General features: G+C 31.0%; 14 protein-coding genes and 4 pseudogenes. 15 read left to right on the forward strand and 3 right to left on the reverse strand.

Going from position 1 to position 16,602, the window contains the following annotated elements:
- The first annotated feature begins 159 nt into the window (after positions 1 to 159).
- The 3 genes and pseudogenes from BDU_RS06530 to BDU_RS07810 form a co-directional block, all read left to right on the forward strand.
- Positions 160 to 768: a Vsp/OspC family lipoprotein gene (locus BDU_RS06530; protein WP_012539546.1), complete on the forward strand. Its 609-nt coding sequence runs from the start codon at positions 160 to 162 to the stop codon at positions 766 to 768.
- Positions 769 to 1,348: 580 nt separating this feature from the next.
- Complete coding sequence (locus BDU_RS06535) at positions 1,349 to 2,413, forward strand: variable large family protein (protein ID WP_049752316.1); 1,065 nt, start codon at positions 1,349 to 1,351, stop codon at positions 2,411 to 2,413.
- Positions 2,414 to 2,570: 157 nt separating this feature from the next.
- Positions 2,571 to 3,186, forward strand: a pseudogene (locus BDU_RS07810) (variable large family protein); the annotation flags it as partial.
- A gap of 96 nt (positions 3,187 to 3,282) precedes the next feature.
- On the opposite strand, the gene BDU_RS08750 reads toward BDU_RS07810, so the two are convergent.
- Positions 3,283 to 3,408: a hypothetical protein gene (locus tag BDU_RS08750; RefSeq protein ID WP_318250839.1), complete on the reverse strand. Its 126-nt coding sequence runs from the start codon at positions 3,406 to 3,408 to the stop codon at positions 3,283 to 3,285.
- 162 nt (positions 3,409 to 3,570) lie between these two features.
- A complete protein-coding gene (locus BDU_RS07550) occupies positions 3,571 to 4,263 on the reverse strand; it encodes an Mlp family lipoprotein (RefSeq protein ID WP_012539548.1) in 693 nt (230 codons plus the stop codon).
- A 154-nt stretch (positions 4,264 to 4,417) separates the two neighbouring features.
- On the opposite strand from BDU_RS07550, the gene BDU_RS06555 reads away from it, so the two are divergent.
- The 12 genes and pseudogenes from BDU_RS06555 to BDU_RS06600 all read left to right on the forward strand — a co-directional run bounded on the left by BDU_RS06555 (position 4,418) and on the right by BDU_RS06600 (position 15,884).
- Positions 4,418 to 4,957, forward strand: coding sequence for a DUF603 domain-containing protein (locus BDU_RS06555; RefSeq protein WP_012539549.1), 540 nt, complete (start codon positions 4,418 to 4,420; stop codon positions 4,955 to 4,957).
- Positions 4,958 to 4,968: 11 nt separating this feature from the next.
- Positions 4,969 to 6,128, forward strand: a pseudogene (locus tag BDU_RS06560) (phage terminase large subunit family protein).
- A gap of 41 nt (positions 6,129 to 6,169) precedes the next feature.
- Positions 6,170 to 6,730: a Bdr family repetitive protein gene (gene bdr / locus BDU_RS08755; RefSeq protein ID WP_012539550.1), complete on the forward strand. Its 561-nt coding sequence runs from the start codon at positions 6,170 to 6,172 to the stop codon at positions 6,728 to 6,730.
- A gap of 109 nt (positions 6,731 to 6,839) precedes the next feature.
- Positions 6,840 to 6,989: a hypothetical protein gene (locus BDU_RS08335; RefSeq protein WP_158298605.1), complete on the forward strand. Its 150-nt coding sequence runs from the start codon at positions 6,840 to 6,842 to the stop codon at positions 6,987 to 6,989.
- 240 nt (positions 6,990 to 7,229) lie between these two features.
- Positions 7,230 to 8,336 (forward strand): variable large family protein, encoded by a 1,107-nt coding sequence (locus BDU_RS06570; protein ID WP_012539551.1) that lies wholly within the window; start codon positions 7,230 to 7,232, stop codon positions 8,334 to 8,336.
- Positions 8,337 to 8,522: 186 nt separating this feature from the next.
- Entirely contained in the window at positions 8,523 to 9,551 is a 1,029-nt protein-coding gene (locus BDU_RS06575) for a variable large family protein (RefSeq protein WP_012539552.1), read from the forward strand.
- A gap of 184 nt (positions 9,552 to 9,735) precedes the next feature.
- Positions 9,736 to 10,794: a variable large family protein gene (locus BDU_RS06580; protein WP_012539553.1), complete on the forward strand. Its 1,059-nt coding sequence runs from the start codon at positions 9,736 to 9,738 to the stop codon at positions 10,792 to 10,794.
- Positions 10,795 to 11,130: 336 nt separating this feature from the next.
- Positions 11,131 to 12,099, forward strand: coding sequence for a variable large family protein (locus BDU_RS06585; RefSeq protein WP_012539554.1), 969 nt, complete (start codon positions 11,131 to 11,133; stop codon positions 12,097 to 12,099).
- Between the two features lie 25 nt (positions 12,100 to 12,124).
- Positions 12,125 to 12,430: pseudogene (locus BDU_RS06590) on the forward strand (variable large family protein); the annotation flags it as partial.
- Positions 12,431 to 12,967: 537 nt separating this feature from the next.
- Positions 12,968 to 13,939, forward strand: a complete 972-nt coding sequence (locus BDU_RS06595; protein ID WP_041177926.1) for a variable large family protein — start codon at positions 12,968 to 12,970, stop codon at positions 13,937 to 13,939.
- A 361-nt stretch (positions 13,940 to 14,300) separates the two neighbouring features.
- Positions 14,301 to 14,443: pseudogene (locus BDU_RS08340) on the forward strand (variable large family protein); the annotation flags it as partial.
- A 589-nt stretch (positions 14,444 to 15,032) separates the two neighbouring features.
- Positions 15,033 to 15,884 carry a complement regulator-acquiring protein gene (locus tag BDU_RS06600; protein WP_012539556.1) on the forward strand — a complete coding sequence of 284 codons (852 nt, stop codon included), beginning with the start codon at positions 15,033 to 15,035 and terminating at the stop codon, positions 15,882 to 15,884.
- A 210-nt stretch (positions 15,885 to 16,094) separates the two neighbouring features.
- Here the strand turns inward: BDU_RS06600 and BDU_RS08760 are convergent, their stop codons facing one another.
- Positions 16,095 to 16,439, reverse strand: a complete 345-nt coding sequence (locus BDU_RS08760) for a hypothetical protein (protein WP_012539557.1) — start codon at positions 16,437 to 16,439, stop codon at positions 16,095 to 16,097.
- Between the last annotated feature and the right edge of the window lie 163 nt (positions 16,440 to 16,602).

Consider the following 16,602-nt stretch of genomic DNA (forward strand, 5'->3'; position numbering starts at 1 on the left):
TTCTTAATAAATAAGCTAGTAAGAAAACTAAAAAGAAAGAAAAAATAAGGAGGGGAAGAAAATGAAGAGAGAAGTAAAAGAAGGAGAAATAAAAGGGAAGAGAGGAATAGAGAGAGTGAGATAGAGAAAAAAGTAGAGGGGAAAATAAGAGTAATAATAATGATGGTGATGATGGGATGTAATAGTGGAGGAGGAATAAAGGAAGGAGGAGAAGAGGGACAAGTAAAGAAGGGAGATGGGAGTGTAATAGATTTAAAGGGAGTAAGTAAAAGGATAAAGGATGCGGTGGAGTTTGCAGGGAAAGTAAAGGAAGTGCATGTTTTAGTTAAGTCGGTTGATGAGTTGGCTAAAGCTATAGGCAAAAAGATTGATGCTAATGGTAGTCTTGCTGATGAAGCTGGTCAAAATGGATCGTTAATTGCAGGAGTGCATAGTGTGATATCAGCTGTAAACACTAAGTTAAAAGGATTAGAAACAACAGATAACATTTCTGATGAATTGAAAGGAAAGATTGTTGCTGTTGAAACAGAAGGTAAGGCATTCTTGGATAAGTTGAAAAGTGGTAATGCTGAACTTGGTAAAAAAGATGCTTCTGATGATGATACAAAGAAAGCTATAGATAGAATTGGTAAAACGGATGGTGATAAAGGAGTTGCTGAATTGATTAAGCTTAATACGGCGATCGATGCATTGTTAAAGCTTGCTATAGATGCAATAGAAGCATCAATAGGAGAACTTACGGTTAAGTCTGCTGTGTCAAATAACTGAATATGTAAATACCAAGATATTCAAGAATAATATCTTGAAGAAAATAAATAAAGTTAATAGAGATAAAGATACTGGGAGTAATTTCTTGGTGTCTTTTATTTTATAGTGTGTTAAATAGAGATATATTGTTTTATATGATTAATTTTATTATTTTTGGTTTTATTAAAATATTCTAGTGAAAAATATTCAGTTTATTGTATAAGATTTAATGTTATATTGTTATTAAAATATAGATGATTGTGTTTAATTTTTTTTAAATGGCCAAAGTATTCCGTAATAAAAGTTAAAACTTATTTTTTATATGTATAACCTTGTAAAGATAATTACATATTATAAATGTAAACAATTCAATACTAAAAATTTTGTGTTTTCGTATTGATAACAAAGTAAAACGTTAATTTTTATTTTTATATAAATATTTTTATGAAACGTTATTTATTAATTTTTGTTTTTTGTGAATTTCTGAAGAGACAAGAAAAAATAAAAAAAAATAAATAAGTAAAACAAGGAGGCTAAGAAGATGAAAGAAGGAAAAATAAAAGGTGAAATAGAAGGATATAGAGAAAAGAGAGGAGAGATAATGAGAGGAGGGAAGATGAGAGTAAGAAGAGTAGTAAAAGGAATAATAATGAGGATGTTTGTGGTAGTGATGGGATGTAATAGTGGAGGAGTAGGAGGAGTAGAGGAAGGGAAGAATAAATATTTGCAGTCATTAGTTAATGTAAGTAATGAATTTTTGAATGTTTTCACATCATTTGGGGAAATGGTAGGGAGTGTGTTGGGATTGAAGGCGGATTCTAAGAAGTCAGATGTTGGGAATTATTTTAAGACAGTACAGGGTACAGTAGAGGGAGTTAAAACAGGACTTAATAAAATTGTTAGTGAGATGAAGAAAGAAAAGAATCCAAATGCTGAGGCTACTGCTACTGCCGTGAAAACATTGGTTGAGAATACACTTGATAAGATAATAGAGGGAGCAAAGGTAGCAAGTGAGGCAATTGGTAATGCTGGTGATCCAATTGGTAATATAGCTCCTGCTGCTGCTGGTGGTGGTGCAGGAGTTGCTGGGTTTGAAATTGATAGTCTAGTCAAGGGGATTAAGAGTATTGTAAATGTAGTAATTAGGGATGGAAATGCAGAGGCTGGGGATGCTAATAAAGCTGAAGATGGTAAGACTGAAAGAACTGCTGCTGGTGATAATGAAGCAGGTAAATTGTTTGCTTCAGATAATGCTGGTGATTCTGCTGACAAGGCTAAGAAAGTAGCGGCTGATGCAGCAAAAGCAGTTGGAGCAGTAACCGGTGCTGATATATTACAAGCTATAGTTAAAAATGGTTCTAATGCAGCTACTAATGCTACTAAGGCTAAAGCTAAAGATGGCACTATAGCAGGAGCTATAGCATTGAGAGCAATGACAAAAGGTGGTAAATTTGCTAATGCTAGTGCTGCTGATAATGAAGGAGTTATTACTTCTGCAGTTAAAGGAGCAGCAATAAGTGCGGTAACTAAGGCATTAGACACATTAACAGTAGCAATAAGAAAAACAATAGATTTGGGACTTAAGGAAGTAAAAAACGTAATGAAAATTAATAATGATACTCCTTTGGCATCTGAGCAGAGTGATTCTGGTGGGCAAAATCAATAGTCAGGTTTATTATTTATATAACTAAAGAGTAGAAAAAGATAAATAAAGTTGTAAGGGAGAGATACTGAGAGTTAAGCTTTTAGTATCTTTTATTTTATATAGTGTTTGAGTAGAGAGAGGAAAGGAGAAGAGAGTGAGAAGAATAGTAAAGGTAATAATGGTGCTGGTGGTGGTGATGGTGATGGGATGTAATAGTGGGGGTAGAGATCCAGAGAAAGTGTTTTTGAGTGAGATGGTAAATTTAGGGAGAGGATTTTTAGATGTATTTATGAAGTTTTGGCGATATGATTACAGGGACATTGGGGGGATAAAGGCGGAAACAAAGAAAAGTGAGATTGGTGGGTATTTTAGTAAGATTGCAGAGACAATGAAGGAAGTAAAAGGGAAGTTAAGTAAGATTTTGGAATAGAATGGGAATTATCCTAAAGTGAAAGAAAAGGTAGAGGAATTTATTGGGAAGATAAGTAAGATCGAAGAAGGAGCGAAGGATGCAGCTAGTGGTGCTACTGGGTGGAGATGCTGTTGGGAATGCTGTTAAAAATGAATCTGCAGTTGCTGCTAGCAAGGAGGCAATAAATGTTTTAGTCAAAGGAATAAAGGTAATTGTTGGAGTTGTATTAAAAGATAATGAAGGAAATCCAGGTTTCACTAAAACTGGTGGAGAACAACAAAAGACAATCGGTGGATTATTTGAAAAACAGTATAATGCTGGTGAGACAGTAGCAGCAGCAGCGAGTGCGTCAATAGGAGCAGTAAGTGGAGCTGATATTATTGATTTCAGATTCATTACTCAAAGCTTATTTTAAAAAATCTAGACCCTGTTTTTGATTATCATTTAACTTTTCTCTTAATACTTCTTTAAGTGTTTTTTATGCTTCTACTTGTTGTTTTAAGTTTCTTTTATTTCTACTTTTAATTGCTTTATTTATGTTATTATCTTGTTCACAACTATTCATTAATAGTAATAAAATCAAAGTAAAATTAATTATTTTCATTTAAAATCCCCTTATTTTTAATATATATTTTGATTTTAAATATACAGCGATTATTGTTGTGTTGTATGAATTACTTTGATTATTATATAGTTAGCAACTACAAAATCGTAGTTGCTAAATGTTTACTTATTTTTGATTAACAATTTATTTTGTTACTAATTTTTAGTCTGTCCACAGTGCCAATGAATCTTTATATGTATCACTTTCTTTATTTTGAAGTTCTTCTTTCATTTTTTTCAATATTGTTTCATTGCTAGTGTCGTTATTTATATAGTATATGTCAACTGTGTTTAATCTAATAGAATGAAAAAATTCTCTTACACGATTATATTTTTTATTTTTTGGACCACCATATAAATTAGGGTCGTATTGGTGTTTTTTTTTATATTCATTATCTTGAATATCATAAAAAGCACCCTGTATATATCGTTTCATATCTGGATGCTGCTTACTTGCAAGTTTTTCTCTTTTTTGTTCTAAAAAATTATATACATTCTTAAAAGCGTCACTTAACTCTCTTTGTTTTTCTATATTTGAGTCATCTGAAATCCATTTAATAAATCTTTTGTATGTTTTTATAATACCTGCAGACAGCTCGCTTAGGGGTTCTGAGGGATTTGTTTTTCTACGTTTTAAAGTTTGTTCATGAGCTTCTATTTCCGTATTCATTGCATATTGTAGTGATTCAAATCTATTTTTTTCTTCAGTAGTTAAAGTGTTTTGTGAATCATGTTGATCTATAGATCTAGTAACTCGGGAAGTTTCGCCCTTTACTTTAACTGGGTTTTTATTTGAATTGCAACCATACAAAAATAATATAATGCAAAGTATTAATATACCTTTATTTTTATTCATAAAATATTCTCCTCGTTCTACGGATTATACATTATATTTTTATTTGAGTATATGTTTATAGTCTTTTTTTATTTGATTTTGTAAAATTATTATTTTGTTATAGAGTTTATGTTAAGCTGAATTGATTTTTGTTAATTTAGAAGGTTGAAGAGATATGAATAAAGTAAAGAAATCATTTGATGATTATATTGTGTATTTTAATGGAGGAAAGCTTAGTGATGCACAAATTAGTAAAGAGATGGGTGTAAATCGTGCTAATGTATGTAAAATGAGGCGTAGATGGGAGTCTAGAGAAAGCAATAATTTAGAAGAACATCCAAAAGTAACAATTAGTGAAGAAACTCTAAATAATGTGTTAATTTGTGCATCAGAGCATAATGCACAATCAGGTAGTATTAGAAGCCAGCTTCATATGTCTAGAAATAGATTGGGATTAGAATTTATTGCTTCATTTAATAGTTATTTAGATTTGGAATTTAAATCATACAATAACGAAATAAAGGTATTAGAGAGCAAAATTGAAAGACTGAAAGGAGGAATTAATAATGAAGACGATCAAGATCTTAATAATAAGCTATGTGAACTTGACGAAGTTAAACGAGCAAAAGAACTTAAAAAAATGGAGTTGTATTATCAAGCTATGCTTAAATTAAAAGCAACTGATTTTGAATCACAAGTTAAATTTAAAATTTAAAGGATTATTTTATGAATATATATGATCTACCTCTTTTTAAGTCTATGCAAAGGGAATATAAGCGTAAATTTGGGATTGATATTGCGTCTTTTATTAAACCAAAACCAGTAGTTGTTGATTTTAAAAGTTTTGAAAATAAGTTGTTGACTAAAAAACAACGTAAAGTGTTACGTGATATTGAAAAGAATAATCAAAACGAAGTTATTTTATCAGGTGGGATTGCAGGTGGTAAAACATTTTTGGCTTGTTATTTATTCTTAAAAACTTTACTTAAAAAATAGGCATTTTTATGGTAAATATATCAATAATTTTATATTAGGCAACTCACAGAAAGCATTAGAAATTAATGTTACAGGTCAATTTGAAAAGCTTACTAATATGCTTAAAATACCTTTTGTTCCCAAATATTCAAATACGTCATATTTTGAAATCGATTCTTTAAGAATTAATTTATATGGTAGTGATAAAGTAAGGTTATATATAATTTTATAACATATGATAATGAGACAATTTCAAAGGAATTTATAAAGACCCAAGAAGAAATTTATAAAGACTTTCCAACATATAAAGCCAGTGTACTACTAGGAGAATGGGTTGCAAATAATGATGCTATATTTAGCAATATTAATCTTATTAAAGACTATGAATTTAAAAGTCCTATAGCTTATTTAGATCCTGCATATAGTAGTGGTGGATATAATACTGCTCTTTGTGTTTTAGAGAAGGTGTCGGATAAGTATTATGCATTTATATTTCAAGATCAAAAACCAGCTGTTGGTCCATATGTTATGAATACAATAAAGGTAATAATGGGGAATTTAATGTTAATACTCTTTATATTGAAGATAGAGATGATATTAAAGGATTTGGGGCTTTGACACGTGAATATGTTAGACTTCGAGACAATATGGAAAATTACTTTAGAATTGCACCAACAAGACCCAAAACAAATAAACACGCAAGGATTGTTTCTTTATTAACACCATTTACTTATAACAAGATGCATTTATTAGATTATAGTAGTCGTTCTGTATTTCGTGATATTTATTCATATAATGGAGATGGTAAAAGTCATGATGATGCTCTTGATGCATTATCAGCTTCATATTTAATTATGTCTTTAAATTATCGTGATAGAAGTCGACATTTTACTAAATTTACTTTCATTTAGCTTATAAATTATTGTATAATAATTATATAAGGAGATTCTTTATGGAGTATATGCAAATGGAACCTGTAATTACTAGGCAGATGGTATTAAATGAGCTTGTAAAAGCAGGTATTAATAGAGAGATTGCAGACGATTTATCTTATAGATATTATAAAAATGAGCTTACTACTAAAGATCTTCAATATTTAGAAAGTAATTTTAACCTTAAACTGGAAATATTAGAGCGTGGTTTAAAGGCTGAGATTAGAGAACTTGATACTAAGATTGATACCGTAGAGAATAATTTAAATATTAAGATAGATACTAAATTTACAGAACTTGATAACAAAATAGATATTATTGAAAATAACTTAAAATCAGATATTAAAGAACTTGATAACAAAATCGACAAAGTAAGGGACGAATTAAAGTCAGATATTTCTCTTGTAAGAAAAGATATGGAAGTGAACAAAATGGAACTTGATACTAAGATAGATAAATTTGCATCAGATGTTAAAGGAACATTTAAATTACATGCTTGGATGTTTGGAACCATTATTACCATTAATGTAGGAATATTTCTAGCATTAATATCTATGCTATATGCATTGTTTATAAAGTAGATTTAAATAAGTAAATATTTCTTTTATGTAAAGAATAAGTTTAATTTTTTTTGCAATTTTTTATAATTATTTATTGTATATTGAATAAGGTTGATAGGTTGGGGGTAAAATGAAACACAATTCTAAAATCAATTCTTATGAATTATATAAACATTCAATATTTTTTAGGAATTATATAAATAATGATGCAGAAGACGTCCTGCACAATGGAATCACCTTAGAGATTGTTTATAGTACTGATTTGAAAAGAGATAAATAAGGTATTGGGAGAGATTAAGGAAGGATAAGGAGTTGGAGCTAAGGATAATTAATATCTGAATTAATATGTTTATATTGGAATATAGTTTAACTAATGATAAAAAGAAAAGTATTAGTAAAGGGAGCAATAAAGCTCTCTTTTTTTATTTGTGGTATTGTGTTTGTTATATAAAGCTTCATTTATTTGTTTTTGCATTTAAAGATAAGCTAGAAAAAAATAAAAAATAAGGAGGCTAGAAGAATGAATAAAGAGAAAAAAGGAGAGGGGAAAGTAAGAGTATTGATATTAATGGTGATGATGATAGTGATGATGATGGGATGTAATAGTGGTGTGGTGGAAGCAGAGCAAGGAAAGAATAAGTTTTTGCAATCTTTAGTTAATGTAAGTAATGAATTTTTGAATGTTTTCACTTCATTTGGGGATATGGTAGGGAGTGTATTGGGGTTGAGTGTTGAGAGTAAGAAATCGGATGTAGGGAAATATTTTAAGACAGTGGCGGGTACTGTGCAAGGGATAAAGGATGGACTTAATAAAATTGTTAGTGAGATGAAGGAAGAAAAGAATCCGAATGCTGAGGCTACTGAGAGTTCAGTTAAAGCATTGGTTGAGAGTAAACTAGATAAGATAATAGAAGGAGCAAAGACAGCGAGTGAGGCGATAGGAGTAGAAGGTAGTGAATTAATTGGTAATGTTGCTGATCAGAATGCTGGTGCTGTTGGTACTGAAGTTGATAATATAATAAAGGGAATTAAAAATATAGTAGAAGTGATACTTAAAGAAGGAAATTCTGATGCAGGGGATGTTAAAGGTCCTGTTAAAGATGCTGATGGTAGTGCAGGTGCTGCTAGAGCTGCTGCTGGTGGTGCTGATGGTGATGCAGGTAAATTATTTGCTAGTGATAATTCAGGTGGTGCTGGGGATGCAGCTAAAGCAGCGAAAGATGCAGCAAAGGCTGTTGGGGCAGTAACCGGTGCTGACATATTAAAAGCTATTTCTATAGGTGTTGGAGGCAATGCTGCTAAGTTAGCTAAAAATACTGATGCTGTTGCTAATATAGCTGCTGCAGCTAATGCTAAAGATGCAACTATAGCAGGTGCTATTGTATTGCGAGCAATGGCTAAGAATGGTAAATTTTCTGGTCCTAGTGATGCCGCTAAAGTTGATGTTTCAGCTGCGGTTAAGGGAGCAGCAGTAAGTGCAGTAACTAAAGCGTTAGATACATTGACAATGGCAATAAGAAAAACAATAGACTTGGGGCTTAAGAATGTTAAGGATGCTATGAAAATTAATTCTAATGCTATTTCTGTTGTGTCTGATAAGGATGCTTCTGGTGCTAAAAACCAATAGTCTAATAGTAGTGATATGACTAAATAATAAAATAAGATAAATAAAATTATAACGGTAAGATACTAAGATTTAGATTCTTAGTATCTTTTTTTTTATTATGTCAAATAAATATCTATTATTTTGTTATCATTTATTTTTCATTATTCATTTGTTTGTTGATTATTAGTTTTTATAGGGAAAAGTAGGATGCAAGTAAAAAAAGAAGAGGGGAAAATAAGAGTAATAATAGTGATGGTGATGATGATGGTGATGATGGGATGTAATAGTGGTGGTAGAGATCCAGAGAAAGTATTTTTGAGTGAGATGGTAAATTTAGGGAAAGGATTTTTAGATGTTTTTGTGGGTTTTGGCGATATGATTACAGGGACGTTGGGGATAAAAGCGGAAACAAAGAAAAGTGATATAGGGAAGTATTTTACTGATATTGCAGCAACAATGGAATCTGTTAAAAATAAATTGCAAACAGAAGTTGCGAAGAATGGTAATTATGAAAAAGTTAAAACGGTTGTTGAGCAGTTTATTACTGGGATATTAGATAAGATTGCAGAAGGGGCAAAAGAAGCTGCTAAAGGGGCTACTGGTGATGATGCTATTGGCGGTGCTCCTACTGCTGGACAGGATGCAGCACCAGCAGATGCTACAAGTGTAAATGCACTAGTTAAAGGAATTAAAGAGATAGTTGGAGTAGTGTTAAAGAAAGATGAGGGTAATCCAGAAGCTACTAAAACCAAAGATGATCAGCAAAAAACGATTGGTAAGTTATTTGGTGGTAAAAATAATGATGGTACAGAAACAGATGCGGCAGCGGCAAGTGCATCAATAGGAGCAGTAAGTGGCGCTGATATATTACAAGCTATTGCTGTTTCTGCTGGGGCTTCTGGTGAACCTACTATTCAGACAGCAAAGAATGCTGCTGAAGTTGCTGCTGCCAAAAAAGAAGACCAAAAGACTCTTGATGAAGTTAAAGTGCAAAAGGATGCGATTATTGGAGCAGGCATAGCATTGAGAGGAATGTCAAAGGGTGGTAAATTTGCGGCTAAGGCTGAAGAGAAATCTGTTCATGCAGTAAATGGAGCAGTGGCAAGTGCAGTAAGTAAGGTATTGAGTACATTGACAATAGCAATCAGGAATACAGTAAATTTGGGATTAAAAGAGATAAATAAAGTATTAGGAGAGATTAAGCAAGGGGAAGGTTCTGAAGTTAAGGTTAATTAATAGGTTAATTGGTATATATTGAATATAGTTAGAATTATTAGAGTAGAAATATAGTAGAGGGAGCAATAAAGCTCTCTTTTTTTTATTTGCAGTGTCTGTGTATTTTATAAATCATATTTTTTTGCTTCTGTTATTTAAAGATAAGCTAGAAAAAAAATAATAAAAAAACAAGGGGGCTAGAAGAATGAAGAAAGAGAAAAAAGGAGAGGGGAAAGTAAGAGTGGTAATAATGATGGGATGTAATAGTGGAGGAGTAGGAGGAGTAGAGGGTAAGGTAGACTTAGCAAAGAAGAATAGTTTTTTAGAGTCATTAGTTGCGATCGGAGAGGGGTTTCAGGAGATTTTTGCTGGGTTTGGGAGTGCTGTTGGAGATGTATTAGGGTTTAATGTAGTTAAAGTGGGAGATAATAGAAGTAAAGTCGGAGAACATTTTAAGAAAGTAGGAGAAGGACTTACAACAACTAAGAATAAGTTAAACGAGTTAAAAGTTAAAATATCTGAAGCTAAGAATGCTGATGGAGATACAATTGAATTTGTGAAGGGTGCAATTAAAGGAGCAAATGATGTTTTTGATAAATTGATTGTTGCTCTAACCAAAATTGCTGGTGTTGTTGGTAATATTGATATTGCTGCTGGTGCTAGTGATAATGCTGCTGCTGTTGCTGCTGATAAGGATAGTGTTGATATTGTAATTGCAGAAGTGAAAAATGTTATTGATGCAGCAGAGAAGTCTGGAGTAGATATTGTAAAAGGGGATTCTGGTAATGCTGTGGAAAGTGGTGCTAATAATGCGGTAGAAGCTATTGCAAAGACTGCTGCTGCTGGTCAAGGAGCTGCTGCAAAATTAGCAGGTGAGGTATCAAAGGCCGATCCATGGGCAATGATTGATAAGATAAAGAATGCTAAGACTGGTTCTCAACTTGTTAATAATACTACTAATGAAGTTGGAGCGTTGACTGTTGGCACTATTGCGCAGGCTGGAGCAAAGAGTAATGCCGATCTAGTCGCAGCAGTAGCTCTGAAGGCTATGACTAAGGATGGTAAATTTAGTGCTAATAATGCAGATGCTGAAACAGTTAAAGCAGCGGTTGTGAGTGCAGTAAATAAGGTACTAGGAATACTTGATGTAATAATTAGAAAAACAGTAAGTAGCAATTTAGATAAAGTAAGAGAAGCAGTGAAGGGAATAAAATACTCTAAGACTGATATAACTGATGCTAGTCAGTCTGATGCTACTAAATAAATAGCTAAATAGCAAGTTAGGTCTAAATAAAAATTTATGAACATAAGGAAAACTATCTTTTATTGATGCAGGAGAGATGGTTTCCTTTTTGTGTTTTTAAAATAACATCTTGTGGTCATATGTGAATAATTATTATAAGTTGGGGCTTGCTTAATAAGCAATTATTACTAATCTTACGAAGACTTAATAGTTTATCCAAAAATGTGTAAACGATGAATAAATAAACAAAAAGTGTATCTGTAGTCAATAGGAATTATTGATACTAAGAAAACTAAGCTCTTAATATTTCACTTAATTAATTCAAAATTAATAGATGGGAAATAGAGTAGTAGATATATGATGGGATGTAATAGTGGGGGAGTGAAGGATCCAGAGAAAGTGTTTTTGAGTGAGATGGTAAATTTAGGGAAAGGATTTATGGAAGTGTTTGTGAGTTTTGGCGATATGATTACAGGGACGTTGGGGATAAAGGCAGAGACTAAAAAAAGTGAGATAGGGAAGTATTTTAGTGATATTGAGAAGACTATGAATTCAGTAAAAAGTAAATTAAACGCTGTAGTGGCAGAGAATGGTGACTATTCAAAGGTGAAAGAAGTAGTTGAGCAGTTTATTAATGGTATATTGGATAAAGTAGCAGAAGGAGCAAAGGAAGCAGCTAGTGGTATTAAAGATGCTAGTGGTAATTTAGGAGATATAGAAAAAGCTGCTGATGCTAGTAAAGGGGCAGAAGCAACTAGTGTAATAAATTTAGTTAAGGGAATAAAGACTATAGTAGATGTAGTGTTAAAACCAAACGAGGGTGATGGACTAAAAGATGTAACTAAATCTCTTGATGACGATAAGAAAAAAATAGGTAAACTATTTGGTGATAAGACTGGCAGTGGAGCAGAAGAGAAACATATAGCAGCGGCAAGTGCATCTATAGGAGCAGTGAGTGGCGTTGATATTCTTCAAGCTATAGCTAAGTCTAGTGGTAATGTGGCTGTTGGGAAGGCAAGTGCAGCAAAAGATGCAGCGGGACTTGCAATGGCTAATGGTGATTCCACTGAAACTACTGATTTAGATGCAGCAGCAAAGAAAGACGCAGTAATGTCAGCTGGTATAGCATTAAGAGCAATGGCAAAGAATGGTAAGTTTATTGTAAAAGATGATGCTGCTAATAAAACAGAAGCAGAAGGAGCTAAGGGTGTATCATCTAATGCTGTTAGCAAGGTATTGTCTACTTTAACAATAGCAATAAGGAATAGAGTGGATGAAGGATTAAAAGAGATAAATAAGGTATTAGGAGAGATTAAGCAAGGATAGGGTTTTGAAGCTAAAGCTAAGACTAATTAAAGGGATTGTTGATATAGTACTTAAAGGGAAAGGAGATCCTGAGGCAGGAGATAGTAACAAGGCTGAGGATTTTAGTGCAAGAGCTGCAAATAATGCTGATGGTGCAGGAAAATTGTTTCTTACTGGTAGTGCTGCTGGTGATGATAAAAAAGCCGCAGCTGATGCAGCAAAAGCAGTTGGTGCAGTGACTGGATCTAACATATTACAAGCTATTGTTAAAGATGCAGGTGATGCTGCTAAATTAGCTGCTAATAATGCGGTCAATAATGATAATATTGCTAACACGAAAGATGGAACGATTAAATAAAATTATTTAAGGAAAACACTTCTCTTTAGTCAAGGGGGAGTTATTTTCCTTTTGTGAGTCTTATGTTGCTAGATATTCTAGTTTCAAGTATTAAATTTATTGTATGAAAACAAGCGTAGAATCTTATTTAAGTGAGATATTTTAATATGTATTATTGTTTTTGGAGTTTTTTTTAACAACTAGTATTTAATAATTAAGTATTGTAATCTTTCAGTAGTTAATCTTGCAATGGATGATTTTATATTTAAAAATGTATAGAAGTAAATTCTAGAGATTTTGTATTTTTAAATTTATAATAAAAGAAATCATCAGTTTTATTTAGATATTTTTTTGAATTGTCATTTGTCATTCATAGTTGTATTCGTTTTATTTTTTTGCCTCAATAGAAAAGCTATAAAAAAAGAATAAAACAAGGAGGCTAAGAAAATGAATGTAGAAGGAATAAAAGGAATAAAAGGGAAGGAAGAATTGAGGAAGGAAGAGGAGAGTAGGAAGGGAAGGATGTAAAGAGTAAAGGGAATAGTATTGGTGATGGTGATGATGGTAGTGATGGGATGTAATAGTGGAGGAGTAAAAGATCCAGAGAAAGTGTTTTTGAGTGATATAGCAAATTTAGGGAAAGGATTTTTGGATGTATTTGTGAATTTTGGAGATATGGTTAGTGATGTTATTGGTATTAAAGCTGATACTAAAAAAAGTGATATAGGGAAGTATTTTAGTGATATTGAGAAGAGTATGCAAGCTATTAAAGTAAAGCTAAGAGAAATTTTAGAGAAGAATGGGAAATATGAAAAAATTAAAACAGTTGTTGATAAATTTATTACAGATAAATTAGATAAAATAACAGAAGGCGCTAAAGAAGTTTCAAATATTGCTGAAGGTGCTGAGTTACTTGGTAATATGGTTACTTCTGATGGTGGAGGTGCTGTTGGTGAGGTTGATAAATTAATAAAGGGAATGAAGACTATTATAGATGTATTAGACCTAAAAGAAGGAAATCCTGATGCTGGTACTGATAAAAAAGCTAAAGATGGTTCTACTTCAAGAGCTCATAATAGTGATGATGCAGGTAATTTATTTGGTAATGATAAAGCTGGTGCAGCTGCTGCTAATGCAAAAGAAGCGGCAACAGATGCAGCAAAAGCCGTAGGAGCCATAACTGGTGCTGATATATTAAAAGCTATTTCTAGTGGTAAAGCTACTGCTTTAGCTAATAATAATTCTGCTTATAATAATGTTGCTGCTGTAACTTCTGCTAAAGATGGGGTTGTAGCAGGAGCTTTAGCTTTAAGAGCTATGGCAAAGGGTGGTAAATTTGCTGGTAACGATGCTGCTAATGATGCTGTGACTATAGTTAAAGATGCAGCATCGAGTGCAGTAAATAAGGCATTAAGTACTCTAGTAATAGCAATAAGAAGTACTGTTGATAGTGGGTTAAAAACAATAAATGAGGCATTAGCGTCAGTGAATCAAGGAGATGTATCAACAGAAACAAATGAGTAAGGAAATAAATAAAAGTTAAAAAAATAAGTAAACAAAATAATAAAGTTATTAAAGGAAAACACTTTTTTCTTGGTTTAGGAAAGTTGTTTTCCTTTTATTTTTATTAATTTAAAGCTCCTTAGCTTCTTTACTTAAGAAAAAAAAATAAATAAAAGAAATACTTTAAATGTTCTAGTTAAAAATATTCAGTTTATTGTATAAAATTGTACAAACAAAGATAATTCATTATAAAAAATAAGCTTTTATCTTTATTAAATACATTAGTCATTTGAAAGAATGGGATGACAGTCATTTATATTTGTGATTATAATGTAAAAAGTATACTAGGAGACATGAAAGGAGAAGCGCAGGATAGGTTTGAAGTTTAAGTGAAATATTACTGGAAGTAGGAATAAGTGCAGAAAATGTTTTTTACTTATTTGTTGAGTTAATGTCAGGTGCTTTGGGATTTAATGTGAATACACTACAAAGAAAGAAGACGTAGGAAATCATTTTAAGAATTTAGCAGAGTACTTATTATCAATTAATATTAATCTTAGAGTATTAAAATAAATTATAATAGTCGATATTAATCCACATTTTTTTATAATTTTGGTGATCGGTATGGGGTAACACTAAAATACTTAAGAATTAGAAACAAAAAAATATGATTCATTAAAGTATTATTTACATAACAATACTACCAAGCTTCTTACCTAAATATGGGTTCATCATATTAATTGTTTTTATTAATTCGTAAATTGTATTAATTATAAAAATATCAATTAACAAACTATATAAAATTCTTTTTCTCTAAATATAAATTTATAACACATATAATCTTATTTTATTTCTATTTGACTAGTTTTTATCGTCAGTTCTTCTTCACAAATCTACTTCAACAGAAAAATTAAAAAAACAAAAGAGATATACTATATTTCTTTTGTTAAAGAGGAAATGGTTAATAAGTAAATAATTTTAGAGTAAGAATGTAAAAAAAATAGTAATTTTAATTAAAAAAAATTGTATTTTAGATAAAGTGATATATATTATTAATTAATAATCATTACTATTTAGTAATAGTGATTATTAATTCTAAAGAAGGAGAATATTTGTGAGAAAAAATTTATTTATGTTATTAGTTTTGGGGTTAGTGTCTTGTAATCTAGATTCTAAATTATTGGATAATAAAGGAAGACCTGACAATTTTTTAAAAGATGTTGTAAATAATGTTCAAGATGTTGTAAATGACGTTCAAGGTGATGAACCAATAAAAGAAGATTTTGTGGATAAAGTTTCTGTTAAAAAAGTAGTAGGAGGAGATTCTGTAATAAAAGATGAGAAAGGGGAATTAATATCTGCCCTTATAAATGATATTAATAGTGTTATGGGATTATTGAATCAAGATAAGGCTGAAGTTGAGGATGCAAATCAATATGGTATGAAAGATGAAGTGTTTAAATTCGTGTTAAATGAGGTTAATGGTAAGACATTAGATCATGATGATAATAAGGAAGTAAGACGATTATTTTATTCCTCTTTGTTATACAATAAAGAAAGAATAGAAGATTTTGCGGAAATTCTTAAAAAAGTAGAATCGGATAATACAAACAAGGGTACATGGATTCAAGATATAATGAATGCTGTAGTAGTAGATCTTCAGTTTGGTTTTGAGAGAATAATTAATAAATTAGAAAAGAATAGGGAGCAACTTGATAAATTAAGTCTTGTTGATTTAAGAGAAATTAAGTCCAAGCTTGAAGAAATTCAATTACAGAAATTAAATTGGAGGAAAGCCGTAGATAGTCTTATTTCATCTTATAAAGCTAAGGCAGATGGAATTGATTCTGATAGCAAGAAATTGATAGAGCATATTGAGAAAAGATATAAAGATCTTATTAAAGTTAAAATTCCTGGAATGAAGGCGGTATCTAATAGGATTATATCTATTCTAGATAACAATTAATTAATTTATATAATCATTTAAAATACAAAGGAAGGTAGATTAATAATAGTCTATCTTTCTATATTTTTGTTGTAAAATGTATTTTAGGTGAAGTTTGGTAGAAAAAATTTATTTTATATGTATTGTAAAAAAGAGTCTTTGGCTTATTTAAATTTTACTTTCATAATAACGGTTAGCCTTAAAGTTTTAAGCCCGCGTTTAATATTAAACTTATGTTTTTTTTAGGAAATAAATAGCATTTATAATGAGTGTGGAGTTGATCAAAGTATGATTTTTGATTTGTAAATTGGATGATGATGTGTAAGTAATAGTGTCATGTGTATAATTAGTGATAGTAAATTTTTTTTTGGTGAATTGAGATAATGGAATACCAGAAGAAAGTAAGATACCTATTGCTTTGAGTTCTGTACTATTTGATATTAAGAGGTAATTTGTACAAAAATTAATAATTTCTTTAGAATTTATTTCAATTATATTATTTGTACTATTGTTAAATATGATTTTATCATTTTTTTGATGTTTGATTTTTTTAAAAAATTTTTTTATACTAATCATCTTAAATAAATATAGATCTATTTTTAAAAAATTGTAAACTTTGTATTTTTTTAGGTAACTTTGTATTTTTTTGGGTAAACTTTTAAAAGAAAAAAGGCCCCAAATCTATACTAAACACAATACTATATTTCTTCCCAGCACACTGCGGCCGCTGGACCACCCC

This window comes from Borrelia duttonii Ly (assembly GCF_000019685.1).
GTDB classification, from domain to species: domain Bacteria; phylum Spirochaetota; class Spirochaetia; order Borreliales; family Borreliaceae; genus Borrelia; species Borrelia duttonii.

What these genes read in the sequence shown, in the direction of transcription:
- BDU_RS06530 (WP_012539546.1), top strand. Translation starts at nt 160, where the DNA reads ATGATGGTGATGATGGGATGTAATAGTGGAGGAGGAATAAAGGAAGGA.
- BDU_RS06535 (WP_049752316.1), top strand. Translation starts at nt 1,349, where the DNA reads ATGAGAGGAGGGAAGATGAGAGTAAGAAGAGTAGTAAAAGGAATAATA.
- BDU_RS08750 (WP_318250839.1), bottom strand. Translation starts at nt 3,408, where the DNA reads ATGAAAATAATTAATTTTACTTTGATTTTATTACTATTAATGAATAGT.
- BDU_RS07550 (WP_012539548.1), bottom strand. Translation starts at nt 4,263, where the DNA reads ATGAATAAAAATAAAGGTATATTAATACTTTGCATTATATTATTTTTG.
- BDU_RS06555 (WP_012539549.1), top strand. Translation starts at nt 4,418, where the DNA reads ATGAATAAAGTAAAGAAATCATTTGATGATTATATTGTGTATTTTAAT.
- bdr (WP_012539550.1), top strand. Translation starts at nt 6,170, where the DNA reads ATGGAGTATATGCAAATGGAACCTGTAATTACTAGGCAGATGGTATTA.
- BDU_RS08335 (WP_158298605.1), top strand. Translation starts at nt 6,840, where the DNA reads ATGAAACACAATTCTAAAATCAATTCTTATGAATTATATAAACATTCA.
- BDU_RS06570 (WP_012539551.1), top strand. Translation starts at nt 7,230, where the DNA reads ATGAATAAAGAGAAAAAAGGAGAGGGGAAAGTAAGAGTATTGATATTA.
- BDU_RS06575 (WP_012539552.1), top strand. Translation starts at nt 8,523, where the DNA reads ATGCAAGTAAAAAAAGAAGAGGGGAAAATAAGAGTAATAATAGTGATG.
- BDU_RS06580 (WP_012539553.1), top strand. Translation starts at nt 9,736, where the DNA reads ATGAAGAAAGAGAAAAAAGGAGAGGGGAAAGTAAGAGTGGTAATAATG.
- BDU_RS06585 (WP_012539554.1), top strand. Translation starts at nt 11,131, where the DNA reads ATGATGGGATGTAATAGTGGGGGAGTGAAGGATCCAGAGAAAGTGTTT.
- BDU_RS06595 (WP_041177926.1), top strand. Translation starts at nt 12,968, where the DNA reads ATGGTGATGATGGTAGTGATGGGATGTAATAGTGGAGGAGTAAAAGAT.
- BDU_RS08760 (WP_012539557.1), bottom strand. Translation starts at nt 16,439, where the DNA reads ATGATTAGTATAAAAAAATTTTTTAAAAAAATCAAACATCAAAAAAAT.